This window comes from Leptospira levettii, assembly GCF_002812085.1.
GTDB classification, from domain to species: Bacteria; Spirochaetota; Leptospiria; order Leptospirales; family Leptospiraceae; genus Leptospira_A; species Leptospira_A levettii.
This window is the reverse complement of record NZ_NPDM01000001.1, coordinates 163,341-190,012: the sequence shown is the minus strand read 5'-3', so window position 1 is coordinate 190,012 and position 26,672 is coordinate 163,341. Positions and strand designations below refer to the sequence as shown.

Sequence of the window (26,672 nt, the reverse complement as noted above, 5' to 3'; positions counted from 1 at the left end):
GTGATGAATCCAATCCTGAAGAGTAGTTTAGGAATCGCCAAAACCAAAACCTTTCGAGGGCTATTTGTCCTCTTTCTGCTCTACAAACTCGTTTTTAACCATTTTACAGCCAACTGGCTTGTACCCCATTTCCTTTCCCAGTATACTCTGGTCAAAATGGAAGGTAAGTTCACTAGTTTTTCCTTACTGTATGGAATTGAAATCCAAGACCTAAAATTATACCCAGGTGGACCATTCGCTAGTGATGCATTTTTTCGCGCAAAAGAAATCAGGATACGTTATAACCTTCCCTTTTTGTTTTTAGGAAAAATTCGATTCTCTGATATCAGTTTGATTGATTCGAATATTCGGATAGAAGAGAAAAATGGAGAGTGGAATGTATCACACCTACTAAAACCAAATCCAAAACAGGAAGAAAAACCAAAAAAAGAAATTGGTCCGCCACTCACAGAAATTAATACCTATCTTCCCTTGCAGTTAACTGCTCATTTGAACTTACAAGGAGTATCACTCCAATACATTCGGGAATCGGGTAATATCCAATATGCTTCGATTCAGAATTTTGACTTCCAAACCAAACTCATCACCAACCGATTCACTTCAATTCCTTTGAATATAGACGCCATCAATCAGTTAGATGAAGTCATGGTTCATCTGAATTCAGAACGACCATTATCGATAGAATTTAAATCGAATCAATTGAATTGGAAAGAAACCTTACCAATGTCACTTCAATTTGAATGGGACCGTACAGAATCACCTGAGTTGTTTTTATTCGCAACAGATATCGGGAAGGACAAATTCAATTTAGATGTCAGAGGGAAACAAGTCCAAACTGGATTCCGACTTCTGTCGGACATACATTTTGATCCAAAGGAAGACCTGTTAAAAATCCAACAATTTGACTTACGTGTGATCGGGCAAACGTGGCTCAAACTGGGAGGTGTTATTTCAAAACTTTCCACAGAGACTCCAGAGGTGAATGTGGATGTAGAAACGTCTGAACTAAAGTTAGATGATCTACAATCTTCATTAAACCAATTAGAAGGAATTGTTCCGTTCATGAAGGTTTCAGGAGATCTTTCTTTGGCTGGAACTGGAATACATGGAAATTGGAACCAAACAAAAGCGAATTTAAAACTACTTGCGAACAAAGTGTACGTAAAGATTGGGAATCAAAAACCTCATGCACTTGATACAGCCAATTTAGATCTAACGGCAAATTTAGACTTTGCTTCAGAGAAAGAACCTACGACAGAAATTCCATTCCCAAAACTAAAATCCCTTACGATTTCACCATCACAGCTCAATTATAACCAATCTGAGATTCGTTTGTCAGGTGAGTATTCACAATCTTCAGGATTTCAAGTTTTAGCTTCACTCGAAAAATTACAACTTGCTGAATATTCACAGGGGATTGCTGGCAAAGTAAAATTGGCATTACAATCATCGGCTGATTCGTTTGCGAACATTCATGTAAATTCGAATATTAATATAGACGGATTTCGGTACCAAATCGATCGTTCCAGGTCACCTGCATCCCACTTAAATTTAGATATTAACACTCATTTAATTTTTGATAGGCCATTTGGGATCAAAGAAATTCAAATCCAAAACCTTATCTTAGACCAAAGGACACTCACTGGAAATAAAGCCATTGAACTTCAGTTGAAAGGGTATGTGAAACCAGGAGATACTCTGAACGCTCAAGTTTCACCTCTCGATTTAAAACTAAATACTCCTAACTTGTTGTTGGTATTGCCACTCGTGTTAAAGGAAAAAATTTCTCCTGTGCAAAATTTACTTGGCCAACAACCAAAAATAAAACTTAACGCAAGTTATGTGCAAATCCCAGGTTCAAAACATGTAAATGCCAACCTTTCTGCCGATTTGCCTGGTTTAGAAATGAAAGATCTGAAACTTACAACAGATCTCACTATCAATGGTACAAATTCAAATGAAATTCTAATCAAACAAATGAAAGTGAATGCATTTTCTGGAGTTTTAAAAACTTCTTTGAGTGGAAAATTGGTTAAACTAAACAAACCAAAACCACCGTTAGGTCCTTATTTTGGCAATTTAGATTTGAATGTTTCTGTGGTTTCTCCATCCAAACAATATTTGGCAAAAGGAATTTCGGTTCATGGTGATTTAGGGTTAAATTTAAAAATAAATGATTATGATATTAATGGAGAGTTATTTTCAAAATTACCTTCCTTGTCTTACAACAATCAAAAATGCCCAGGAGAATCTTGTAAGGCATACTTGATGGAAGAAATTAATGCAAAAATTCCGATCCAACATGATTTAGCCTTCAAACCAGATGAAAGTTTAATCATTGGAGATAAGTCGATCTTCATTAAAAATTACGGACGAATGAATACTCCAAATGTAACAATTGGTAGAGTGATTGGAACTCACCCAAATATCCCTAACTTACCTTTTGAATATGTGAAAAAACAAAAAGATTCACCTGGCTTTAGTGCATTTATCGAATACAAAGAGAATTTTGCAAATATTGAATCCTTAAAATCCTTTTCTATGGATGGCATCATCTTAGGTAAAAATTTAGTTTTTAATTTAGGAAATTTAGATCCTAAAAACATGGAGTTTAGAGGAAATTTACTCATTAGAGATATTGATTTAAAACAACTCATGGCACCTAAAGTGCGAGATAAAATTGATGATGGGAAATTAAAGGCAGACTTAAACATTAAGGTTAGGGATTTAAGTGAACCCATTGCTAATTTGGATTTGTTTTTTTCAATTTTCCAAATTGGTCGTGACTTTGGTAAAAGTGCTTTAAATGTAATTTCAGCTCAGAACTTCTTTATCGATCGTATTACAGACAGTTATCCCATTAGTAAAATCGACATATCTTTATCAAGAGGGCTTGTATATGCTGATGTGTATTTTGATCGTTCTCTCTTATCATTGATCATGAAACTAGAAGATGGCAAAATTTCTCAACAGAGAATGCCTCTTGCAAATTTTTTGAAACGAGCACAAAACGAGATCCAAACATACCAAGAGTGAGGTTTGTATGAAACGAATTCTATTATCATTTTTACTCATGGGTTGTAGCCTAAAAGTACCTCCAATTACAATCACCAATGCCCAAACAGCTGCCGAAAAACAGATGGTAGGTGAGGATAGAGAATTAGAAAAAGAAGGTTGGATGATCGGTTCGATTCAATCCTCTACAAATGGTCAGAACAATCAGGAAAAATTAGCAAAAGAAGATTCAGACCCAGAAATACGAGCACATCGAATTCGTTTGAATTACCTTTCTCCTGAAATCAAAAAATACAAAGCACATGGAATTCTGGGTGAAACACCACAAGGTTATGTAAAATTAAATCCACTTGCACCTTCTCTTCCAACATTTAGTAATTATGAACTACCAGCTAAAAAAAAGAGAGTAGAAGACGTGATTCTTTTTCTAAATGAATCACGTAAGTTCATTATGGAGAAAGAACTTTCAATTCAAAAGAAAAAAGGTAAAAAAGAAGACGAATTATCAAAAATTAAGCAGTCGTTAGCCGAAGAATATTATAAAACAGTCTCGATTGGTGAATATTACGAGACAGTTTCAGGAAGGTGGGAAAAATACCAATGAAGCAAATTCATAAGGTTTTCCCGTCATCCTTACTTTTACTCATATTAATCACAATCAATTGTGCTTTATTCCAAAGTAAAGTGAGGTATGCGAATGTTAATTTTGACTATTCTGCAATTTCAAAAAATTATTTTTCGCCAACACAATCGAAACCATTTCCTTTAACTGTTCAAAGGGGGAACAATTTATATAGTTCAACGACTAAAGATGGAAGGTATCTTTTTTACGCAACTGACCAAAAGGGAAATTTTGATGTTTGGTTTCGCGATTTACAAAGTTCAATCGTTGTTCCAATCACTGATAATCCTTTTTCTGAATCTAAACCTGCTATTTCTCCGGATGGAAAATACTTAGTTTTTGTTTCAGAGGAATTTGATTCCGAAGGTGATTTGATATTATTACAAATTGAACCTGATGAGTGGATCCAGGAATACTTAAAAGGTCATAGATTCATCAGTGATGAGTTTATCAATTTAACAAATTTACCAAATAAAAAAGGAGAATACCATAAAGGAATCATCGATACCGATCCTGTTTGGTCCCCTGATGGCAAAACTATTTACTTCGTTTCAGATCGATTCACTCCAGGGTTACCAAATTTATGTTCTATCCAGTTGGATAAACCAACTCAAATCAAACAAATCACTTCGATGGGAGTAACTTCACCTTATGTTTCTTCTGATGGACAATCGGTTCTAGTTATTTCCTATAACGAGAACAAATTTGGTGAGATTTACCAAATTCAATTAGCGGATGGAAACACAAAACGAATTACAAACGATCAATACCTCGACTTTTCTCCAACAATTGATAACCGATCAAAAAACTTATATTTCTCTTCCATCCGAAAAGATACAAATGGGAATGGGCGATTAGATGAACGTGACCATAGTGTTCTTGTTAAGAAAAATTTATCTACAGGTGAAGAACGAATTTTGTCTTCTGGTGAAACATCAAATTTTGATGTTCGGTATTCAAATTTTAATGGTGGGTCTATATTGTTTTCGGCATCTTATTTTAATGCCATCAATATCTATTTTATACCTGAGAACGGATCCATTCCGAAACAACCCAATATAAAAGAACAATACCAATATTCCAAAGTTCTTGCTCCTGGTCAAAGTATTGAATCTTACTTCTTGGCCTTAGACTCGGTTGAATTATTTTATTCTGAAGATCCATTATACCCAATATATGAAGCACAGGTTTCTTTGCTAAAATATGCAACATTGAAACGCATAGGAAAAAACGAAGAAGCTCTCCAATTGATTCGCGAATATAAAAGAAAAGTAGAATTAGATAAGAATATATTCGCAATCATCCTTATCAAATGGAATGAAACGAAACAAACTCGTTCAGGTTTCAATTTACTAACTGAAATACGTCAATCTTCTGGTTCAAAATTTCCAACAGATGGTGAAGCAATGCTTTATCATCTTTACGCTGATTTTTTAGAAAATGAAAAACAAATAACAAACGCTAAAGAAATATTATTTAAAATTTATCAAAATTTTCCAAGTTACCATCAAATAGATGAAATAAAAAGAAGGTTAGGTGGCTACGATTTTAATCCAAACACATACCAACTATCTAATCTTTATGAGGAAATGATTGATACTTGGGAGAAAGAAAAGTCACTTTATTTGAGTGATCTAAATCATAGTTTTTCAAATGATAGAAAGAGAGACCTTCGATACCTCTTAGAGGATGTAATCTCCAAAATATCTGATAACAAAAATAGTGAACTTGTACTTTCTTATGTAAATTCTATTTTAGATTCGAAGGAAAGTGTGAAACAAAATGTCTTCAGACATACACTTTTGTATATTAAGGCAAAAGCACTTTCTGATTTAAGGCGTTATAACGAATCGAATCTTACACTTGACTCCATTATACCAATCCCACTTCAAATTGATTTAGAGCCACCTGGGAAACCATCTGTTTTTGAGACTAGAAGTTATATGGCAGAGTACAAAAACCCAATTTTGTTGCGCGCTAACTTGCTAAAATACTATAACCAAAAAGCTTCTGGTAATACTTCTGATGCACTTCGAAACTTAAAAATCTATTTAGAATTTTACGATCCACTACTCGGTGTTGATTTGGGTGCTGAAGACATCAAAAGTGCATTTTTTTATTTTGAAAATAAGGCTGTTGAATTTGAAAGAATTGGAGATTTACTTCAGTCTTCATTTCATTATTTCTTTAACAACCAAAACATGTTTCTAGTCAAAACTAGGAATTTATATTTGGATTCTTTGTACAAAGAGTATGCAATTTATTACCAAAGGAAAATGGTAGATACCATTTTTAGTTACGGGAAAAAAATTCGCGAGGAAGAAGAGCGGGCATTACTCAATCAAATCAATATTTTGAGTAAGGATAAACTCAATGTCATTGGAAATTTGGCAAGTATCACTTCAATTGTCACCGATAGGGAACTTGTTCGAAACATCGTCAATATAAAAGATTTTGAAAAAATTGAAGTTCTATCTGGGAAAGCTCTCAATTGGACAGAGTTGTATTATAAACAAGCAGTTCCACGAGCACGGCCATATTTAGATTTAGCTACACTTTATGGTTATTCTTATTATCTAATTAATAAGTATGTAACGTATGAATCGTATTATTATTCTACTGGCACGATGACTGACGTGCGAAAAGCAGAAATATTAGAAAATTTTAAACGTGCGGAATTAGAATTACGTTGGATCATTTATGCAGATCCTACTCATTATGATGCTTACCAATTGCTTGGTTGGTTATATCAATATGTAGATTTGATGAAATTGCAAAAGGATCCAAATTCAGGGAATGTTGATTTTGAGGTTTATGAAAGTTTATACAAGAAATATTTTCCTGATAAGAATTTAGAAGCTAATATTGAGTTATATAATCAAATATTAGTGTTCCTTGGGGATGATTATGCAAATAAAAAAGTGATATCGGATTTAAATCTAAATTTAGGGAATAATTATTTTTTATTAAACAACTATCCAAAGGCAAATGAGAGTTATCGGAAGGTGGAAGAGAGTTCTTCTGCATTGTCTTCCAAAAACCAATTTGATGGTTATAAACAAGAAGCAATCTATCGTTTTAATTATGGTAAATCCCTGATCTACCAGGGTCAGTATAAAAAGGCATCTGAACAATTTTCAAAATCTATTGATATTTATTTTAAAAATGAATATTATCAATATGTAAACCAGTATGCCCAAGAACCAAATTCAATCACACAAGCACAACTGAACGCAATACGATCCAAATTAGCATTACTATTTGCGTTACGTGGTTTGTCTGAATTGGAGTTTGGTCTCTTTGAAGATTCGATTGTCTCATTTCAAACAGCCATTGCTTATAACAAAGATGTAAAATTCATAAGCCCTATTAACCTAGCCAATTATCTCGCAATTGCCTTTCAGAAAAGTGGAAGATTTAGGGATTCTTATCAGATGTTACAATTGGCAGAATCGGAATATAAATCAACTAATGTATCCCTTTATGCTAGGTGGAAAAAATGGAGTCCTTGGAATCTATTTTTAGGGGATAACGTGCGAGTGATTGGAGACGGTCGTTTCCCCGGTGAATTTCCAAATGACTTCAAATACTTATTAACCCTTGGTGTTCGGATTGAAAACCATATTGAACAAGAGGAATATGTTTCCGCTCTAAGTGAAATCCAAATTAGGAATAAGTTAATTACATCGAAAGGTTTGGATGGAACCATCATTGGGAAAAATATTTTAGCAAAATCAAGACAAGTCGAAGCACAAATATACCAAAGAAGTAATTTACCAATTGAAGCAAATGATCGTTACCGTGAGTTAGTTGATAAATTACTCGAATCTGCATCCAATAAGGATTTAGACCGTGTTTTTCATAATTATAGTCATTCTGCTTTTGTTGTGCAAGAAACAGATCACCTTTCTGAACAATATAAGAAAAATACTTTGAAATCCTATTTCGAAGACCTTAATTCTTGGAAAAACAGAGAGTTAAAAAATTGTAAACAGGCAAATGAAACCTGTGAAATTAATTTCCGAATCATAAATCCAAATTTTGATTTATACTATGGACTTGGATTGTATTATTTAGCTCTTCAAAATGTGAGAGAAGGAAAAGAATATATCCCACAATTAGCAGAAGCGATTCCCTTATTAGAAAATCCAGGACTCGTTGATCCAAAATTAATCGGATTGGTGAGTGATCCCATTTCGAGACAAACAAGAGTACGAGTTTTATTAAACCTATATTCAGTTTACATGATGTTAGGTGACCAAATCATGGCTGAGAAAAAATGGAAAGAAACAGCTGAGTTGGCATTTGAATTTCGATTGGATGAAGAAAAGTTTTGGTCGAATGTGATGCGAACAAAGTGGCAAACTAAAATTTCGCAAAATCCCTCTACCTCAGATCCATATTTAAAAGAAGCAGTACAGTCTTACCAAACAAACTTGTCAGTCAGAATGTTCACTCCTAAAAATAGATTGGAAAATTTCATTGAAACATTTTCAGAGATTCATTTGAAGAATTCTGAAATAAGTCCAATGGTAAATCTTTGGGAAAATTACAGAAGTTTGGAAATTTTTAGAGATCTGATTTCTGCACAATTTGAGTTTGAGGATTCTAAACTCAATTTAAATTACCAAGATCTTTTGCGATGGTATAAAGGTTATAAAAAAGTAACCAATCAAATCGTTGAAAAAACAATCAAACGCGAAGATATTAAACCATTCATAAAACAAGAAAATGAAGAATCGACTAAATTAGGCTTAATCATTGGTAAACTAAAATCTGTGTCTCCCGAACGAACTGCCTTTTTTGAACCTAGACGACCTGTCAGCGAATCCTATTTCCCTGATTGGAATGGAATTTACCAATTTGGAGATAGTATCCATACTTTCTATTGGAAGGATGGGAAAATTGTTCATACAAAATGTAGTGAAAAACAAGAATTAGATTTGTGTTTACCCAATTTGAGTCCCACGTCTCCAAAAATCCAATTATTGGGTAAACAAAACAAAGGAGATAATCTTCAGAAACTAATTGAATTTAGTAAACATAAAGATCGGTATCCATCCGTTATATTTGATCGTAATCATATTCAATTATTCAGTGAACGAAATGAACGTCGATTTAAGTGGGTAACTGTTTATGGAGAGAAACAGGAACGTAAAAAGGACACCCATATACGTGCGGTGCCAAATGGCAATTTGGGGATTTTACTTTCTGATACAGATTATTTGGTATCGAAGGAAAATTTAGATCGTCAAACAAGTTTGTTTGGAGATGAACTTTCACAGGTTTTACCACTTAGAGAATTGTTCCAAGGAAGTGGTTCTGAGATATCGATTGTTGGTTTTAATCAGAGTAACTTTAAAACTGAATCACAATGGAATAAAATTGGACTCATTTATGAAATCTTAAGAACTAAAAGAATTCAGAATATAGTTTCATTTAGAGAAGATAAAAATCCAGATTTTACTCCTTCGAAACTCGAACAATACGTAAAAAAAGAGAATCAGGTTTTTATAGGCAATTGGAAACCATTTTCAATTTCATCTGAGAGTTTGATAGAAACAGCCAAATCATTCATCGATCTTGGATATCAAAATGAAAAATCAAAGGAATTGAATGAGGCATATGAGAATTATTATACCGCATCTACTTTGTTAGATGAAGGTAGCCCCTTGTTACCTTATTTGGAATTGAGATTAGCAAGGTTACGAGCTGAAATATTTTCAAATATTCCTAAACGATCCATATTTCGCCCTTTATGGAGAAAATACAAAGATTTACCATTCCAAAACCAAGTACGTTATGAGTATTTGGTTTCCTGTTTTTCTGCAAAGGAAAAGGAAGATTGTGGTTATAAATCATCAGATTTTATTGGCGAAGAAAGAGATACTTACTTAGGTGCTCTTGAATTTTATTCACAATTACGCTCAGGAAAACTAAAAGATTTTAATTCAAAAGATGAATTGCGAAGAAAAGTTGAAAAAGAAGAAGATCCATTTTTGCAAGCGTATCGATTGGGAAGTTTGTACATCCAAAATTATATGTTTGTGGAAGCTGATGATCAAACTAAAAAATTAGCTAAACTAGTTAAGACATCCAAAGAGAAAAATGTCCTAAAAAATCGGCTTTTGGAAATTTACTTTCATAAAGCATTTGTATTTGGTGATAAAGAAATATATCTTACCAATCTAACTTCCACATCAGCATATAATTATGGATTCAAAAAAGATTGGAACCTGTTTGATGAAAAAATCCTATCTAGAGATTTTACAAAATTTGGATATTCTGATTCCATATATGATACCTATCGATTAAGGTTATATACAACTTGGAAAGAACAGTTACAAACAGGTTATTCGGAGATTTTATCTTTAACCCCTGAATATTTGACAAATGGACAATCTGTCTTAACAAAACTTTCTCATCTAAATCGAACTTTGTTTTTTCATATGATCTTACGTTCCATACCGTTCCAAAAGAACCAAGAAGTAAATTCATTGTTTGAATTACTTTTACAAATGGAACAAAACGAGGGGCGAACTTACAGATCTTTATTTTTTCAGTTGGAATTAGCAAAAGCTTTGTATTTACGTGGTGATTGGGAATTGGCAGAACAGTTGGTTACCAAAATCCAGAAAACACATTCTGAAGTGGGGGAAGGTAACGTTTTTTGGGTTACAAAGTGGACAGATTTTTTATGGAAGAGGGATTATTTAAGAAACCAGTCCAAAAATGAAGTTAGGTCTGGGAATGTATTTAGTAAAGTCTATGAATCTGCTTTAACTAAAAAACCTGAAGAATATATATCCTTACTTAACGATTTTAATAAAAAAAATCGAAATGAATTCATAAGCCCCGAGTTAAAAACAGAATATGAATTTTTGTTTTATTTCCTGATGCAAAAATGTTTAGAGAAAAATAACTCTGAAAGTTTTTTTGACATTGCGATTGCAAGGGAAATCTTTCGTTATACTTCTGAAAGATTTTCAGACCAAGTCCTATACCTCAAGTATCTTCCCAACTTTGAATTGTATGCAGAACGATTAAAAAAGAAGATGGTGGCCAATCAAGAGTTTCATGGTATTTTTGACTTAGGTCGTAAAACGTATCTTTTAAGTTTTGCGCAAGGTAAGTCGTTGGGTAGGGAATTGTTCCCTGATAACAAATTACTTTATAGAGAATTGGTGAGATACTTCCGTTCCTCGGAATCAGGTAACCAAGAAGTGATTTTACGTGAATCGTTAGCTGACAAATATAGAACCAACTTACGATTCAATCAAAAAAATCGTCATTATCTATTTGCATCAGGAATCCATTCAGTGGTTCCATTTGTTATTCCTGACACAGAGTATTATTCAGTCTCTTCTGTATCCGATTTTTTAACTAACCCTAGTCTTAAGTTGAAAGACATTTCTCCAAAAAATCCTAAGGTAACTACATTCGGATTTCGTAATTCATTGGAAAACGAGATCAGTGCTGGTCTGGTGCAGTGGGAAACAAATGGTGTAAAAGAGATTGAATCTCCTTACAAAGTAGATTTTTCAGAATTGGGTTGGTGTTCTTTGAATTATTTGTGTTTGGATTCTCATCCTTTGATGGATACAAAATCCAAATCATCACAAACGACTATTGTGTATGCAAATCAGAAGATTGGACCTTCTTTGCAATTTACCAATGATTTTAGTGGCATTGCCTATTATTTGGGACAACAGAATAAAGGATTGTTTGTCTTACATTCTGGAAATCAAAATGGAGTACATAATTTGTTTTTTATCCGTCAATTTTTTGCGAATGAAGAATTGGAAAAACCTTTACACATCCGATTGATTGATGGCAAAAATGCAGCAAAATCTTATTCGATAGATGATAGGTATTGGATTGGGTATCGCCTTTATACATCTGCTATGATTGAAGACTAATGGGTTTGATTTAGAAAATCCTTCCGCAAGTCTGCAGGAAGATCAAAAAGTTTTTTTACTTCTTTATGAAATAATTTTAAATCATAATTTGCCTTCGCATATAGATGATTAAAACTTACTTCACCAGAATGGTAACGAAGGGCACCCAAGAAGTCTTCATTGTTCCAATCTCTTGCTAAAAATTCTTTTGATTTTTCTTCTGGGATCAATTTGTCTTCAATCACTTTGTTTTTGAATTCAGAGATCAAAGATTGTTTTTGGAGAAGTTTTGTTTCCGAATTTTTGTTACTTTCATAAACTTCTTTAAGGCGATCTGCATACACTTTCAGTAATTGGATCGTCGTTTCTCTTTTTGTTTTTTCCTTTTTGAATTTTTCTAAGTGAGGACTTTTTTCTCCTTCTTTTTTTAGATAAAATCGTTCAGTGCCAATTTCTTCCACAAAACTTGCATAGGATTCATTTAAGGTTGTGTCACCTGGCAAATATGCGGTAGCATGTGCCATCTCATGAATGACAAGTCCCACCAAACGATGGTCAGGCCAATTTAGTTGTGGAGATAATACAGGGTCTGAAAACCAACCAAGTGTAGAGTATCCACCAATGGCACGTATCCTTGTATCATACCCTTTGTTTTTGAGTTCGTTTTCTAACTCAATCGCCATCTCTTTATTGAAGAACCCTTTGTATGGAACTGTTCCTGCAATGGGAAACCACCATGTATAGGATTTGAGAGCCAATGATTCCGAAGCACTGACATTCCATCCGATTTCGTCACGTTCAAGTTTGGTGAAGTATTCAAAACCACCTTTTTCGTTTAGCGCCAGTTCCTCGATGGCAAACTTTCTAACTTCGCGGATTAAGTATAATTTTTCCTTTGTTTTAGAATCGATGTTTGGTTTGTTTAAGACCGTTTCGATTTTTTCTCTGCCTAAAATGATTGCAGATTGTTCCTTTCCCAAGTGGTATAAATAGGGCAAACAACTAGTGAGAAAAAAAGGAAAGAACGAGATTGTCATGATCAATTTTTTCTTTTTGGTTCGACATGGGAATGGAATCGGCAAAAGTGGAAGGGGTTTTGGCATTCTATGGAAAGAAAAAATTCGATTCCACCAGTCGTCTACATTAACTTTGCCTTAGTCTTCGTACTTTTATTCGCTATTTTTTTCCCTGAGATACGTTCCGCTGTCACAAAACTCTTTTCTTCTCCCAAACCGATCTCTGCAAGCAAACAGAGCCAAGCCATCCAAATCCAATCGAGTTTTCGAAATGTGTATCGTGAAGCCCAACAATTTGTTGTCTCGATCCGAACCAAAAAAACAGAAATGATTTTCCATCCCTATGCTTTTGGAGAGAGTCGGGAAGATCGAATTTCATCCATTGGCAGTGGGTTCATTATTGATGAACGTGGGTTTGTTGTTACCAATTACCATGTCATCAAAAATGCTGAGATCATCGAAATCATCATGTCCGATGGAAGGATATTCCCTGCACGTTATGTCGGTAGTCATGAACGAGCCGACATAGCTCTTCTCAAAATCCCAAGTGAAGATAAATTCACTCCTGCCTTCCTCGGAAATTCAGATGAAATTGAAGTGGGAGATTGGGCCATTGCCGTTGGTTCCCCTTACGGATTGGAAAAAACTTTCACTGTTGGTGTTGTGTCTGCAAAATCTAGGGAGGACTTAGATGAAACAGGCCAAACCCATATCCAAACCGACACAGCAATCAATCCAGGTTCCAGTGGAGGGCCACTCCTCAATATTTATGGTGAGGTTGTGGGTATCAATCGAATGATTCGTTCCTCGAGTGGGGCCAGTGCTGGGATTGGATTTGCCATCCCTATCAATTATGCAAAAAGAGTGCTCCGCCAGATTGAACAAAACGTCGGCCAAAACATTCGTCCTGCAACCCTTGGTGTGATGGCAACGACCCCTCTGCCAGACCACAGAAAATCCCTAGGAATCCCAAATGATGCTGTTGGGGTTCTTGTGTATGACATAGAGCCGAATTCGGCAGCAGAAAAGGGTGGTTTACGCCGGTATGACTTCATTGAAGGCGCAAATGGACTCTCCGTACGCCATATCAACGATTTACGCGAACAAGTGGGACTTGTTGGTCTTGGGGGCGTCTTACGGTTGAAGATATTACGGGATACCCAAGAGATGGAATTATCGATCCCTTTGGTGGAAGCAGCCTACCAAAAGGGCAAATAATTTTATGAGAAGAAATATAGTCCATTCGGGTGCAGACGCCCTTATTTACGAAATTCGCCAGATTGTGGCACTTGCCAAACAAATCGAAGCCATGGGTGTTTCCATCACTTGGGAAAACATCGGGGACCCTATCCAAAAAGGGGAAAGTATTCCCAATTGGATGAAAGACATTGTCAGTGGACTTGTGAACCAAAATAAATCTTGGGCCTACACAGCCACACAAGGTGACGAAAACACTCGTAAATTTTTAGCAGAAAAAGTAAATGAAAGAGGTGGAGCACAAATCACCTCCGAGGACATTTTATTCTTTAATGGTTTAGGTGATGCTGTCGCAAAAATATTCGGATTTATGAGAAGGGAAGCTCGTATACTCGGACCCTCTCCCGCCTATTCCACGTTATCTTCTGCAGAAGCTGCTCACTCTGGTTATGAACATTTAACCTATGAATTAAACCCAAATAATGATTGGATGCCTGACTTAGAAGACATTGAGAACAAAGTAAAATACAATGATTCGATTGCAGGAATTTTACTCATCAATCCAGATAATCCAACAGGTGCCGTGTATCCAAAAGAGGTTATGCGGGAAATAGTAAAAATTTGTGAAAAATACGATATCATACTGATTTGCGACGAAACATACGCTCATGTAAATTATTCGGAATGGGGAAGTATACACTTATCAGAAGTCATTGGAGATAAGGTTTGTGGATTTGCACTTCGATCAATTTCTAAAGAATACCCATGGCCAGGTGCAAGATGTGGATGGTTAGAAGTATTCAATCGAAAAAATGATCCAACTTTTGAACGTTACATCAAATCATTATTAGATGCTAAAATGTTGGAAGTATGTTCCACAACATTGCCGCAACTTTCAATACCACTTGTATATTCTCATCCAGAGTTTTTAAATCATTTAAAGTTTAGAAATCAGAAGTTTAAAAAAAGAGCAGAAAAGGCAACACAGATGTTGTCTGGAATCCCTGGGGTCAAAGTCATCCAACCCAAAGGAGCATTTTACTTAACTGTTCTTTTTGAAGATGATGTTTTGAAATCTCATATGACTTTACTTATTAAAAACCAAAAGGTGAAAGATTTTGTTTCTCCACTTATGGAAAAAGCCGCCCTTGATCGTCGGTTTGTTTTACATCTGTTAGCTTCAGCAGGGATTTGTGTTGTCCCACTCAGTTCATTTTGTTGTAATCGAAATGGATTTAGAGTGACACTTCTGGAAGAAGATGACAATAAGTTTGAATGGATTTACCAAACATTAGCTGAGAATATCAAAGAATATCTAGCATCCTAAATGAATTCTCGCGGTAGATATAAAATTGGAATTTTTGATTCAGGTTTAGGTGGTCTTTCAGTTTTACGTACTTTATGGAAAGAAACTTCTAATATCGATTATATTTATTTTGGAGATTTGGTCCATTCACCATATGGTCAAAAATCGAAACAGAAGGTAATCGAACTTTCAAAAACTGCATTTGAATATTTGATCGAAAAAGATTGTGAAGCAGTATTGTTTGCTTGTAATACAGCAACATCTGCTGCAGCAGATTTTTTACGAAAACAACATTCTATCCCGATTTTTGGAATGGAGCCTGCCATCAAACCTGCGTTAGTTGAAAATCCAGGCGTAAAAATTGCAGTTTTTGCTACTGAACTTACATTAAAAGAAGAAAAGTTTAAGAATTTGGTTACAGGACTTACGAAAGGATCTGAAATATTGCCAGTTCCTTGTGAAGGTTTGGCGAAGCTGATTGACTCAGATCGATGGGAAGATGCTTGGGATTTTTTAGATGCCAAAATTAAAATGATACTCCCTGAAACTGATATCATTGTCTTAGGATGTACACATTATGTTTTTTTGAGAGAAAGGATTCATTATCATTATCCCAATTTAAAAGTTTATGATGGTAATCTGGGAACATCTTTACATATGAAAAAAATGTTACAATTACCAGATGGCTCAAAAGAGAATAGAAACCAACTTGATATTCTATTGAATACTTCTGAATCCGATTATGTTCATTTAGCAGGAAGAATTGCAAAAACAATCACTCCAAATCATACTTTGTCATTAATTAATACAACAATAGGAAAACTCCATGTCTGACCAAAATAAAGTAACTTATAAAGATGCCGGAGTAGATACCGAAAAAGGACAAGAGTTCGTAAAACGAATCAAATCCAATGTTGCAACAACTCATAATAAAAATGTGTTAGGTGGTCTTGGGGGTTTTGCGGCTTGTTATGATGTTAGTTTTTTAAAATCATACCAAGAGCCAATTTTATTATCTGGAACAGATGGAGTTGGAACCAAATTACAACTAGCTAGATTGTTAGGAATTCATGACACAGTTGGAATTGATTTGGTTGCGATGTGCGTAAACGATATTTTGGTCAACGGTGGAAAACCTCTGTTTTTCCAGGATTATATCGCATGCGGAAAATTACATTTACCAACAATGGAAGGTATTGTCTCTGGAATTGTCAAGGGTTGTAAGTTGGCAGAATGTGCGTTAGTTGGTGGCGAAACTGCGGAACACCCGGGAGTAATGCCTGATGAAGAATATGACTTAGCGGGATTTGTTGTTGGTGTTGTTGAAAAGAATAAAATGATCGATGGTAAATCGATCCAACCAGGTGATACAATCATAGGACTAGCCTCTTCTGGACCACATAGTAATGGATTTTCTCTTCTTCGTCGTTTATTATTAAAAGATGGTAAATTACCTTCTTCCGACAGCGAATTAAATTTTATTAAAGATCATGTGTTTGTTCCTACAAATATTTACGTAAAATCGATACTCTCCTTAATTCAAAAAGTCTCCATAAAGGGAATGGTTCATATTACTGGCGGAGGTTTTTACGAAAACATACCTCGGGTATTGCCAACTGGGATTGGTGCAGAAATTAATTCATTACCTGAATCTTATGTTTTTTCAAAATTAAAAAAAGACCATTCATTGGATTTGAACGATATGTATGGTACTTTTAATATGGGAATAGGTTATATACTCGTTGTTGAAAATGGTTTGGTTGATACGACCATGAATGAGTTGGATCAGTTAGGAGAAAAAGCATTCATCATTGGCAAAACGAATGATACAGGCAAAATCTCGATTACGACTTAAAAGGAAAGATAACTCTAAAGAGAGTTTTTCCAGGTTCTGATTCAAAACTAATATTTGCATTGTGTCGGTTCACAATTTCTTTCACTAAGTAGAGTCCAAGTCCTAAACCATCACCTGATGTTTTTGTTGAATAAAATGGCATAAAAATTTTGGATTGGTGTTCGGCTGGGATTCCTATCCCTGAATCTTCAATTTCAACTATGACAGCATCGACCTTTTTAAAACTTCTGATAGAGATTGTGCCTTTGGAAGAGACGGCTTGGATGGCGTTCCAAATCATCTGACTCCATAATTGGACTAAATCTCCTTGGATACATCGAATTTTACCTTCAAAATCTAGATTTAAGATTAAGTTTATATCTCGTAAGAAATATTCCTTATACAAAGAAATCGCGGAGTGAATCGTATCCTTGAGTGAAAAATCGATTAACTCCAAATTCGATTGAAGGCCTGCAAAGTTTTTTAATGTAAATGTAATTTTAGATAATCTTTTGATCGAGTAAAGTATATGTTCTGATGATTGTTTCATCAGTAAAAACTTTCTCAATTGATTAAAATCACTTTGATTCCTAACTGCTGATTGGATTTTTTTTAAGATAGGAGGAGATAAATTTCGAATTCCTGAATCTACAAACAATTCTGCTAATTCTTCCGCATATAAAATGGAATTTTCTTTTAACAATTCTGTTAGTGATTTGCGAGCTTGTCGATTTGTGAGTCCAGTTAAGATTTTTAGTCCTGAATCATTTGTATCGATAATCAAGTCTAATATGTCAATGAGTGATTGATTTTTTAAATCATGAGATTCTTCTTCCCATTCTGCAATTAAAGTTTCGACTGAAGATTTGATCATACCAATCGGATTATTGATTTCATGTGATAGTCCAGAAACAAGTTGTCCTAAAGAAGCCAACTTTTCATTCTGGATTAATTTTTCTTGCGCCTCTCTTAAAGCAAACAAAGCGGAATTGAGTTCTGTATTACTTGTTTGTAATTCCTTCGTTCTCTCTTTTACTTTTTCTTCTAGAGATTTATTGAGTTCTTTTAATTCTAGTTCCGCTGTTCGTTTCGAAGTTTGATCAATTCCAATCCAAATGATTTTTGAAGGTTCATTTTTGGAATCACGTATGATACCAAGTCGCCATTCTAAATATAAAATTTGTCTGTTTATGGTAATGTATCGAAGGATTAAACTTTCTGCTATGTTTTGGATTTCACTTATATCTGCTAATACTTCTTTTAAATACTCTCTGTCCTCTTCAGCAAGAATGATATCCTGGATGTACTTCCCGAGCACTTCGTTTTTATTCAACTCTAATACTCTTAATGCTGCTGGATTGATGTTTTCTAATAAACCATCTGCATTTGTTAATAGGATTAGATTGGCTGCGTTATCAAATACAGTTGAATTTAGATTCTTTTCTTGTAGTAAGGAAATTTCTGTTTTTTTTGAGTTTGTGATATCGAGGGCAACAACATCGATCCGTTTTTTAATTCCTAAGATATCATTGGAAATGTTTACATAGTGTTCTGTCCATATGATGGATCCATTTGCATGGATCATTCTAAGTATAATAGGTGAAACACCTGAGAATAGATCTTCGATTTTGTGTTGGTCTTCTGGAATGACTATATCTCGGAAAAAATCAGAATTCTCGTAAAAATAATTGATTCCATAACCTGTGATTTCTTCCATTTTGGAACTGATATATGATGTTCTTGGTTCAGGTAAAAATTCAATATTATAGATGATTGCTGGAAGTTGATTGTACATGATAAGCAAACGTACATTCACATCTTTGATTGCTTTTTGGAGAGTTTCTAATTCGAATAATGATAAGTTTAGTTTTTTTGTTTGCACTTGGAAACTGAAAAGAATACATGCTACGCCAAACAGAAACATAAGCAAGGTATTAATTGTATAACCTAAAGGTTTATACCAATCGATTGTAAATAGATATGGAAAAAATAATCGTTGGAGTGATAATAAAATACAAACTGCAAAGAAATACAATCGAATGTTTTTTGGGTATTCATCTAATCTAAGTATGATGCTTCCAAACAACAAAAGTGCTAATCCATTGAAGATCGCAGATGGTAATGCGAACCAAAAAAAACTAAAGTTACTTATCAGTAGGGATACAAAAATAATATAAGTTATAATAAAGGAAAGGTATACCCAATGTTTGGAAATTGTTTTGGAAATAATAGGGAGAACAGATAAAACTAATAAAAAGGAACTAAGTAGAGTTAAGGATTCTGAAAATAAGAAAAAAAGTTTGTTTTGTGTACTTCCGTATAGAAATAAGGAATAATTGCGAATGACTAAAATAGCTAAAAAGAATGATGTATATGAAAGTTTGATTTCTGATTTAGAATTTTTTGATAAGAAATAGATAATAATGGAAATGACTGAATTGACAACTACCGATAATGCAGTAACGGCAAAAATAACATCAATCTCAAAGGGAATCATTTACTTCAACTAACTCATTTACTTTTTTGATTAATTCTTCATTTTTGAATGGTTTTACAATCCAAGCATCTACCCCTTCTAGTAGAGCCTTCGATATGATTTCCGGTTTGTTTTCTACAGATAGGATTAGGATTTTAAATTTAAATTGAGCCATTATTTTTTTTGATTTTTGAATCAACTCAATCCCACTGATCCCTGGCATATTAAAATCATAAATACCTAATCCAATCTTTGGATTTGTTTTTAAAGTTTCTAGGGCAATTTCTCCTGACTCACAGATAATGATATTGTGACCTTGGCTACTTAATGCAAGGCGAACAATTTTTAATACTGCAGGAGAATCATCAACAACCAAAATATTACTCATTTTAAGTCAGTTGTGATATAAGCTTTGTTAGTGATTCATTTGCAAATGGTTTTACAAGCCATCCCACTGCACCAGCCGCTTTGCCTTTGTTTTTCATTTCTTCGCTGGATTCAGTAGTCAACATTACTATTTTCATGGATTTTCCATTATCTGTTTTTAATGCTTTTTCGGTAAGTTCGATCCCTGTCATTCCTGGCATGTTTACATCAAAAATCCCTATATCAAACTTTGAGTTTTGAATTTTCTCCAGAGCTTCCATTCCATTGGATGCTGATTCTACCTCATGACCATCAGTGGTGAGTACTAAATTTAAAATTTTTAATACCGCTGGTGCATCATCCACAGTTAATATTCTCGCCATTTTAATTCTCCTTTTTGATTAATGGAAATCGAATTGTTAAACATACATCTACTTTGTTATCATTTTTTAAATTATCTTCTATATTATAGATTTGCACATTGGCTTGGTGTTGGTCTAGAATCTTTTTAACTAATGTTAAACCTAATCCAAATCGGAATTGTTCAAACTTAGCATAACTATCATCCACAACTGAAGAAATTCGAAAAAACGGTTCAAATATAATGGATTCAAATTTTTCAGGAATTCCCACTGTTCCATCTTCATTCTGATATGCGGGATTAATGACTTTCACTTCCAAAAAATTTTCCTTTTGAAAGAAGATTACATAAATCTCATCAGCATCTTTTGAATATTTGATTGCATTTAGTAAAACTTCTCGGACTGCATAAGATATTTTGGCCGGATCAAAACGAATTTCATGATGGTTTACCGAATTGGGGATTTGGCTTACATTTATTTTTTGTGATTTGATTTTTAATGCTTCTTCCAATGTTTGAATTTCTGAGTGAATAATTGGCAATAGTTTTAATGGAGATTCCATTAACTGGATTAATTCATTATCGTCAATGACAGTCTGAGATATAGACATACTATCAAACATACTCTTTGCAGCATCGTAGTTCTCTGATAATAAATCTAAGATTGGTTTTTGAATGGTATAGTGATTGTTTTTCTCATCCCACTTACTTTTAGAAAGTAAGATACTTACTACACTCATTAAGGTGCCAATCCCACTTCCTTGGAATAGATTAATATTCATTTGGTGGATGATGTCAGCAGATATATTTTGGTTTTCTTTATGAGTAAGTGATTTTTTCCAATCGAAGATTTCAATCACTCTTCGGTATAAATGATTTTCCGCTTCGTGTATAAATTGTGTTTTTAGTTTTGTGTTTAGGTATTGGAAGGAACGATCCATGGTAAACTTTACATGATCGGTCTCTAGTGGCGTTTGCAAAAAATCATAAGCACTATGCCTTTTGAGTAAAGAAGCAGTTTGTGCCCAGTTTTCAGAATTGGTGATAAGAAGGATCAATGTATTGGGAAATGAATTTGTGATACTCTCGAGAATTTCTTGGGAATGACTCTCTTTTAATGAATCAATTGGGATAATCAAAAAATGAAATTTCTCTTTTTTTAATGAATTTAAAACATCATCCAATTTTTCCAATCGTTCATAAGTATAATGAAGATCATCTAAAATCGTTATTAGTTGGCTTGAAATTGAGGATTCTAAAATTAAACTATGAGGAATCATCTGGCACCTATCTCTTTTACTTTATCCAGAATTTTTTCTAGAGGGAGTTGGTACATCACTGCACCTAATTCGTAGGCAACCTTAGGCATACCATAAACAACACAGGTTTCTTTGTTTTGCCCAAGTGTCATGCATCCATTATTTTTTAACTTGAGTAAACCTTTAGCACCATCACTTCCCATACCTGTCAGTATAATACCAATTGAGTCTTTCGCTAAACCATGTTGTACTGCGGATTCGAAAAGAACATCGACAGATGGTCTATGACCATTTACTTTATCGGATTGAAGAATTTTTGTGTATAAGTCTCCATTCCATTTTTGAACTTCTAAATGATAATTTCCGGGAGCTACGTATATGGTTCCTTTTTCCAAAATTTGTTTGTCTTTTGCTTCTACAACTTTTGATTTTAATTCTGCATTGAGTCGGCTTGCAAATAGTGCAGTAAAATTTTCTGGCATATGTTGGGCAATGAGAATAGGAGGGTAGGTGTGATCCACTTCGTCTAGTAACTTTCGTAAGGCAGTTGTTCCTCCTGTGCTTGATCCTATTAATATCAACTTTGTTCTGAAGTTTGTTGTTTTTTTGGTTACTGTAGGTGAAGCAGAAATGACTCTCTTCGATTGTTCAAAAAGAGAGACATTATAATTTAATGCTGCATTCAGTTTTTCTAATAAATCTTCTTTGGCTTCTATTAAACTTTCTTCTGTACCTGACGGTTTCGTAACATAATCAAATGCACCTGCATCGAGTGCTTCTAATGTGATGGAAGTGCCCTCGGTCGTGGATGAACTAAACATGATAACTGGCATGGGATGTTGAGGGAGTAATTTTTTTAAGAATTCGATTCCATCCATCTCAGGCATATGTACATCGAGTGTCATTACATCTGGTTGTTTTTCAATAATGAGATCTCTAGCTTCAAAAGGATTGGAAGCTTCTCCTACCACTTCCCAATTTTCATCCGATTCTATCCAACGTTTGATCATACTTCTGACAGAACGTTGGTCATCTACAATAATTGCTCTGTGTTTTTTCATGCCGATTGGATTGCCATGTGTTGGTTGATTAATTTTCTGACATCTAAAATCAAACCAGCATGCCCATTACCAAGGATGGTGCAACCTGCTAAACCATTGATGTTTTTAAATAAAGGTGATATTGGTTTGATAACGATGGATTGGTTCCCTAAAATTTCATCAAATACGATTCCCATCTGTTTTTCATGAGATTCAGTTACGATCATATACTTTTCGTTAATCGAATGTTGATCATTAAGTTCTGATTCTTTCCCAAATAATAAGTCGATATCAACAATAGGAATTTGATTCTCTCGATATAAGATACTATGGTTATTACGATACAATTCGTGGATTGGCTCTTCTTTGATATACAGGGATTCCTTTACATCTATGGAGGGGAGTATAAAGTAAGTTTCTGATTTTCTGACAACAAGTCCTTCGATGATGGCAAGAGTTAATGGCACTCGGATTAAAAACACAGTGCCTTGCCCAAAATTGGAACTTACGTCTACAAATCCTTTGAGTGTGCTGACATTCTTACGAACTACATCAAGGCCAACACCTCTACCTGATAAATCAGTTACTTCTTTTGCTGTTGAAAATCCAGGGTGGAATAAAAAATCCCAAACTTCTTCATCTTTTAAATTCTCAGCTTCCAGATGATTGATTAGTCCCAAGGAAATTGCTTTACGAATGATTTTTTCCCTTTGTAGACCTTTCCCATCATCTTTTACCTCAATCCAAACTTCTTTTCCTGATTGAACGGCCGTTAAATGAATTATGCCTTTAGGTGGTTTACCTGCTTCTTTTCTTTCCTCTGGAGTTTCTAAACCATGATCGATTGCATTCCGAATGATATGAACAAGTGGGTCGTACATTTCTTCGATAATTGATTTATCGATTTCTGTATCTTCTCCTGAAATGATGAGTTCTACTTGTTTACCAGTTTTTTTCGCTGTATCTCGTACCAATCGTTCCATACGTGAAAATACACCAGAGATAGGAACCATACGTAGACTGAGTGTGATCTCTTGTAAACTTCTAATTAATTTTTTTAATTGAATGGCAGACTTATGAAAATTTTCTAATTTTAATTTCTTTAAATCAGGGTGTTCAGTGACCATTGGCTCATTGATTACAATTTCACCTACGATGTCTAAGAGTGAGTCAAGTTTATCGGTATCAATTCGTATGTCTTTTTTTTGGTTGGATTTTTTTTCTTCAGGTTTCGATTTTGAAATGTTAGTTGGTGTTTTTTCAGGTTTTGATTCCAATTGGATTTGATTTGGAGTAAACAATCCAAATTCAGCATTTGTTTCTGATTGTATTGGTTCAAACAAACCATATTCTTCATTTTTGGTATTGATTGTATCATCTTGAAATAAACCAAATTCTTCTGGGGCCTGTTGTTTTACTTCCTTCGTAAAAATCCCAAATTCTTCCTTTGGTGTTAGATTGCCCTTAGTGTCTTGAAAGATTCCGAATTCTTCTTTGTTTGGATCAGTTTCATTGATTGGACTTATATCGATTCCCGAATTTTTTAATTCTAATAATTTATCATGAGATCTTTGTAAAAACTGATTTTGTTCTTCTGAATACAAATCTCCGCCAGTAGGCGAATCCTCTTCATGGATCACAAGTTCGTTTAATAGATCTAAGGCGGTAAGTAAAATTTCTAACGTTTCTTCGTCTTGTGATTCAGGTTTATTTCGTAAATAATCAAGTAGGTTTTCTGCTGCATGAGCGATTTTAACAATCCCAGACAATCCAAAAAAACCAGAACTGCCTTTGATGGTATGAAAATGCCGAAACAATGTATCTAAAATTTCTCGCTCAACCAAACTTCCATCTAAGGTCGTTTTTTCAAAGTTTAATAAACCGGATTCGATATTCTCTAAACTTTCCTTGGCTTCGACTAGGTATTCTAAAACATCTTCTCTTTCCATCTTTCAATTTCCAGGAATGTCTTGGATCATATAACTTTCTTCTTGGGTGAGTAGTCTTTGGAGGTTGATTAAGATTTTAACTGATTCTCCAACACGACCTGTTCCATAAATAAAACGAGATGATTTGGATTCTCCAATTTTTGGAGCTAAATCAACATTCTCTGGAGGTATTTTAACTACATCATTTACTTTGTCTACGATCAGTCCCAAAGGATGACCATCCAACTCAACGAGTAAGACACAAGTTCGTTCATGGTATGGTTGGAATTCCATATCAAATCGTAATCTAACATCCATTACAGGGATTATTTTCCCTCTAATATTGATCACACCTTTTAGAAAAGGAGCGGTACCCGGTATCGTTGTGATGGCTGGGAGGGCCATTATTTCCGTTAAATACCGAACTTCGAATGCATAAAAACGATTCTCTAAGCTAAAACAAAGATACAAGTCTCGCATTGTATCTTCATCTTCTATTATCTCCCATGATTTTGATGTATTGTTCATGGTAGTATCCTATAAAATAATTCTAGGCCTTTCGATACGAGTTAAAGCAGTCGATTTGGATCCGTCCTCTTTTAATTTAAATCCCATAATTACGTTTCGCATAATCTCCACTTGTCTTTTCAGTGTTTCACTGGAAGCTGCAACTTCTTCAGCTGAGGCGGCAGTAGTTGAAGTAACAGTTGTTACTTGGTCAATCCCTTGTGTGATTTGTAAAACAGCTGATTTTTGTTCGTTGATGGAGAGTGCTAAGTCTTTAGTTAGATTGCTGACATTATCTGCACTTTCTGAAATTTTTCCAAGCACTTCAGCAGTTTTTTCCGTTGCTTCATTTCCCAGTTTTACTTTTTTTAGCGAAGCTTCGATGAGGAGGGTTGTTTCGTCTGCAGCATTGGCACTTTTTTGAGCGAGGTTTCTCACTTCTTCTGCAACAACAGCAAATCCTTTTCCATGTTGGCCAGCACGTGCAGCTTCCACTGCTGCATTTAAAGCAAGTATGTTTGTTTGGAATGCAATGTCATTGATCACTTTATTGATCTTTGATATTTGTTCAAATGAATTGCTGATTTCGCCCATCGCTGAAACAAGGTCTTTCATCCGATTGTTCCCTTCTATCGCTTGTTTTGCTGTGGATTCTGAAAATTCTGTCATTTGTTCTGCATTATCAGCATTGGATAAAAAACTATTACTGATTTCTGTTAGAGTTGCAGAGATTTCTTCCACGGCACTTGCTTGTTCACTTGCGGCTTCTGAAAGGGAAGTACTTGCATCTGCTAATTGTTGTGCCCCTAAATCAACTTCTTGCGATGTGAAATAAAGTTTCTCTACAACCTCAGATAAATTGATTAACATTCTTTTTAAACTCAGGCCCAATTGGTCCCGTTCCGATTTTAAGGTTACATCGGAACTTAAATCAGAATTTGCAATTCGTTCCAAGTGTTCTGCTCTTTCCTTAATGAAGTCGACTAATTCCATAAAGGCTTGTGAAAGTTGTTGGATTTCATTTCCTTCTAAGTGTTTTGATTGGATCGTTTCTTTGTTTGATTCTAGATTTACATTTAAATCGCCAATTGAGATTAATTGGGCAATCGATACTATTTTTTTCATGGGCCTTGCAATTGCATCGGAAAAGAGAAAAGCGATTAAAAATACCAATACAAAGGAAACAATGACCACTACTGTTACAATCACCAAAGATTGTTGGAAATGTGCTTCTGATTTTTGGTATTCTTCCTTTGCGACCTTTAGTTGCACTCGGATCAAATCATCTAAATGGTGGGTGAGAGGTTCAAAAATTGGATACATATCAACAGAAACAAATTTTTCTATTTCTGCTTCATTCCTAGTTTCCAAAAGGATTCGCAATCGTTTGACCCCAGCTTTTAGTGGTGGGAATTCTTTTTCCATTTCATCGATGATTGCTTTTTCTTCCGGGACAAGATACGTTCCTAAATAAACTTTCCATACTTCATCCGCTTTAGCTTCTGATTCTCGGATGGATTCGAGAGCTTCCTCCACTGACATTTTTTTCGCACGAACTTTGTTCGCAGCATCAACAATTCCAATGAGATAAGCATCTGAAACTTCTTTGATTTGGCTTATGGGCACAACCCTGTCTTCAAAAACTGTGTGTAAGGATGCTAAAATTTGATTGGCTGAATAAAAACTAGCGGAAGCAACCACGATCATTAAGAGAATCGTGATCATAAATGCCAGAAGGAGTTTTGCGCGAATTTTTAAATTTTGAATCCATTTCATAATTAGTCCCCAAGAGGTGGGGCAAAGTATGAGGCTAAATCCTAGGTAGTCAAGCCTTTCCTAATATTCTT

General features: G+C 34.7%; 16 protein-coding genes. 7 read left to right on the top strand and 9 right to left on the bottom strand.

Features of this window, described 5'->3' with window-relative positions:
* The first annotated feature begins 3 nt into the window (after positions 1 to 3).
* The 3 genes from CH354_RS00810 to CH354_RS00800 are packed head-to-tail and all read left to right on the top strand — an operon-like array spanning position 4 to position 11,556.
* Positions 4 to 3,036 (top strand): LIC_11026 family protein, encoded by a 3,033-nt coding sequence (locus CH354_RS00810; protein ID WP_165780323.1) that lies wholly within the window; start codon positions 4 to 6, stop codon positions 3,034 to 3,036.
* 7 nt (positions 3,037 to 3,043) lie between these two features.
* A complete protein-coding gene (locus CH354_RS00805; protein WP_100726313.1) occupies positions 3,044 to 3,619 on the top strand; it encodes a YdbL family probable chaperone protein in 576 nt (191 codons plus the stop codon).
* Positions 3,616 to 11,556: a PD40 domain-containing protein gene (locus tag CH354_RS00800; protein WP_100726314.1), complete on the top strand. Its 7,941-nt coding sequence runs from the start codon at positions 3,616 to 3,618 to the stop codon at positions 11,554 to 11,556. Before CH354_RS00805 ends, CH354_RS00800 begins: the two co-directional genes overlap by 4 nt.
* Here the strand turns inward: CH354_RS00800 and CH354_RS00795 are convergent.
* On the bottom strand, positions 11,553 to 12,638 hold the full coding sequence (locus tag CH354_RS00795) for an aminopeptidase (protein WP_100726315.1): 1,086 nt from the start codon (positions 12,636 to 12,638) through the stop codon (positions 11,553 to 11,555). The two genes, CH354_RS00800 and CH354_RS00795, sit on opposite strands and share 4 nt — an antisense overlap.
* 3 nt (positions 12,639 to 12,641) lie before the next feature.
* Between CH354_RS00795 and CH354_RS00790 the strand changes: the two genes are divergently transcribed.
* Genes CH354_RS00790 through purM form a run of 4 tightly spaced genes read left to right on the top strand, consistent with a single transcriptional unit; the run spans position 12,642 to position 16,909 of the window.
* Entirely contained in the window at positions 12,642 to 13,769 is a 1,128-nt protein-coding gene (locus CH354_RS00790; protein ID WP_100716362.1) for a S1C family serine protease, read from the top strand.
* A 4-nt stretch (positions 13,770 to 13,773) separates the two neighbouring features.
* Entirely contained in the window at positions 13,774 to 15,075 is a 1,302-nt protein-coding gene (locus CH354_RS00785) for a pyridoxal phosphate-dependent aminotransferase (RefSeq protein ID WP_100726316.1), read from the top strand.
* Positions 15,076 to 15,888 carry a glutamate racemase gene (murI, locus tag CH354_RS00780; protein ID WP_100726317.1) on the top strand — a complete coding sequence of 271 codons (813 nt, stop codon included), beginning with the start codon at positions 15,076 to 15,078 and terminating at the stop codon, positions 15,886 to 15,888.
* Positions 15,881 to 16,909 carry a phosphoribosylformylglycinamidine cyclo-ligase gene (gene purM, locus CH354_RS00775; RefSeq protein WP_100726318.1) on the top strand — a complete coding sequence of 343 codons (1,029 nt, stop codon included), beginning with the start codon at positions 15,881 to 15,883 and terminating at the stop codon, positions 16,907 to 16,909. Before murI ends, purM begins: the two co-directional genes overlap by 8 nt.
* Here the strand turns inward: purM and CH354_RS00770 are convergent.
* From CH354_RS00770 to CH354_RS00735, 8 genes are read right to left on the bottom strand one after another with little or no spacing between them, the layout of a single operon-like run.
* Positions 16,899 to 19,385, bottom strand: coding sequence for a PAS domain-containing sensor histidine kinase (locus tag CH354_RS00770; RefSeq protein ID WP_100726319.1), 2,487 nt, complete (start codon positions 19,383 to 19,385; stop codon positions 16,899 to 16,901). The two genes, purM and CH354_RS00770, sit on opposite strands and share 11 nt — an antisense overlap.
* Complete coding sequence (locus tag CH354_RS00765; RefSeq protein WP_100726320.1) at positions 19,372 to 19,752, bottom strand: response regulator; 381 nt, start codon at positions 19,750 to 19,752, stop codon at positions 19,372 to 19,374. The genes CH354_RS00770 and CH354_RS00765 overlap by 14 nt, the downstream gene beginning before the upstream one ends.
* 1 nt (position 19,753) lies before the next feature.
* Positions 19,754 to 20,113: a response regulator gene (locus tag CH354_RS00760; RefSeq protein WP_100716368.1), complete on the bottom strand. Its 360-nt coding sequence runs from the start codon at positions 20,111 to 20,113 to the stop codon at positions 19,754 to 19,756.
* Between the two features lies 1 nt (position 20,114).
* Positions 20,115 to 21,371: a sensor histidine kinase gene (locus CH354_RS00755; RefSeq protein ID WP_100726321.1), complete on the bottom strand. Its 1,257-nt coding sequence runs from the start codon at positions 21,369 to 21,371 to the stop codon at positions 20,115 to 20,117.
* Positions 21,368 to 22,411 (bottom strand): protein-glutamate methylesterase/protein-glutamine glutaminase, encoded by a 1,044-nt coding sequence (locus CH354_RS00750; RefSeq protein WP_100726322.1) that lies wholly within the window; start codon positions 22,409 to 22,411, stop codon positions 21,368 to 21,370. Before CH354_RS00750 ends, CH354_RS00755 begins: the two co-directional genes overlap by 4 nt.
* Positions 22,408 to 24,339 carry a chemotaxis protein CheA gene (locus tag CH354_RS00745; RefSeq protein WP_100728435.1) on the bottom strand — a complete coding sequence of 644 codons (1,932 nt, stop codon included), beginning with the start codon at positions 24,337 to 24,339 and terminating at the stop codon, positions 22,408 to 22,410. Before CH354_RS00745 ends, CH354_RS00750 begins: the two co-directional genes overlap by 4 nt.
* Before the next feature lie 3 nt (positions 24,340 to 24,342).
* Complete coding sequence (locus CH354_RS00740; RefSeq protein WP_100726324.1) at positions 24,343 to 24,846, bottom strand: chemotaxis protein CheW; 504 nt, start codon at positions 24,844 to 24,846, stop codon at positions 24,343 to 24,345.
* A gap of 9 nt (positions 24,847 to 24,855) precedes the next feature.
* A complete protein-coding gene (locus tag CH354_RS00735) occupies positions 24,856 to 26,601 on the bottom strand; it encodes a HAMP domain-containing methyl-accepting chemotaxis protein (RefSeq protein WP_100726325.1) in 1,746 nt (581 codons plus the stop codon).
* Between the last annotated feature and the right edge of the window lie 71 nt (positions 26,602 to 26,672).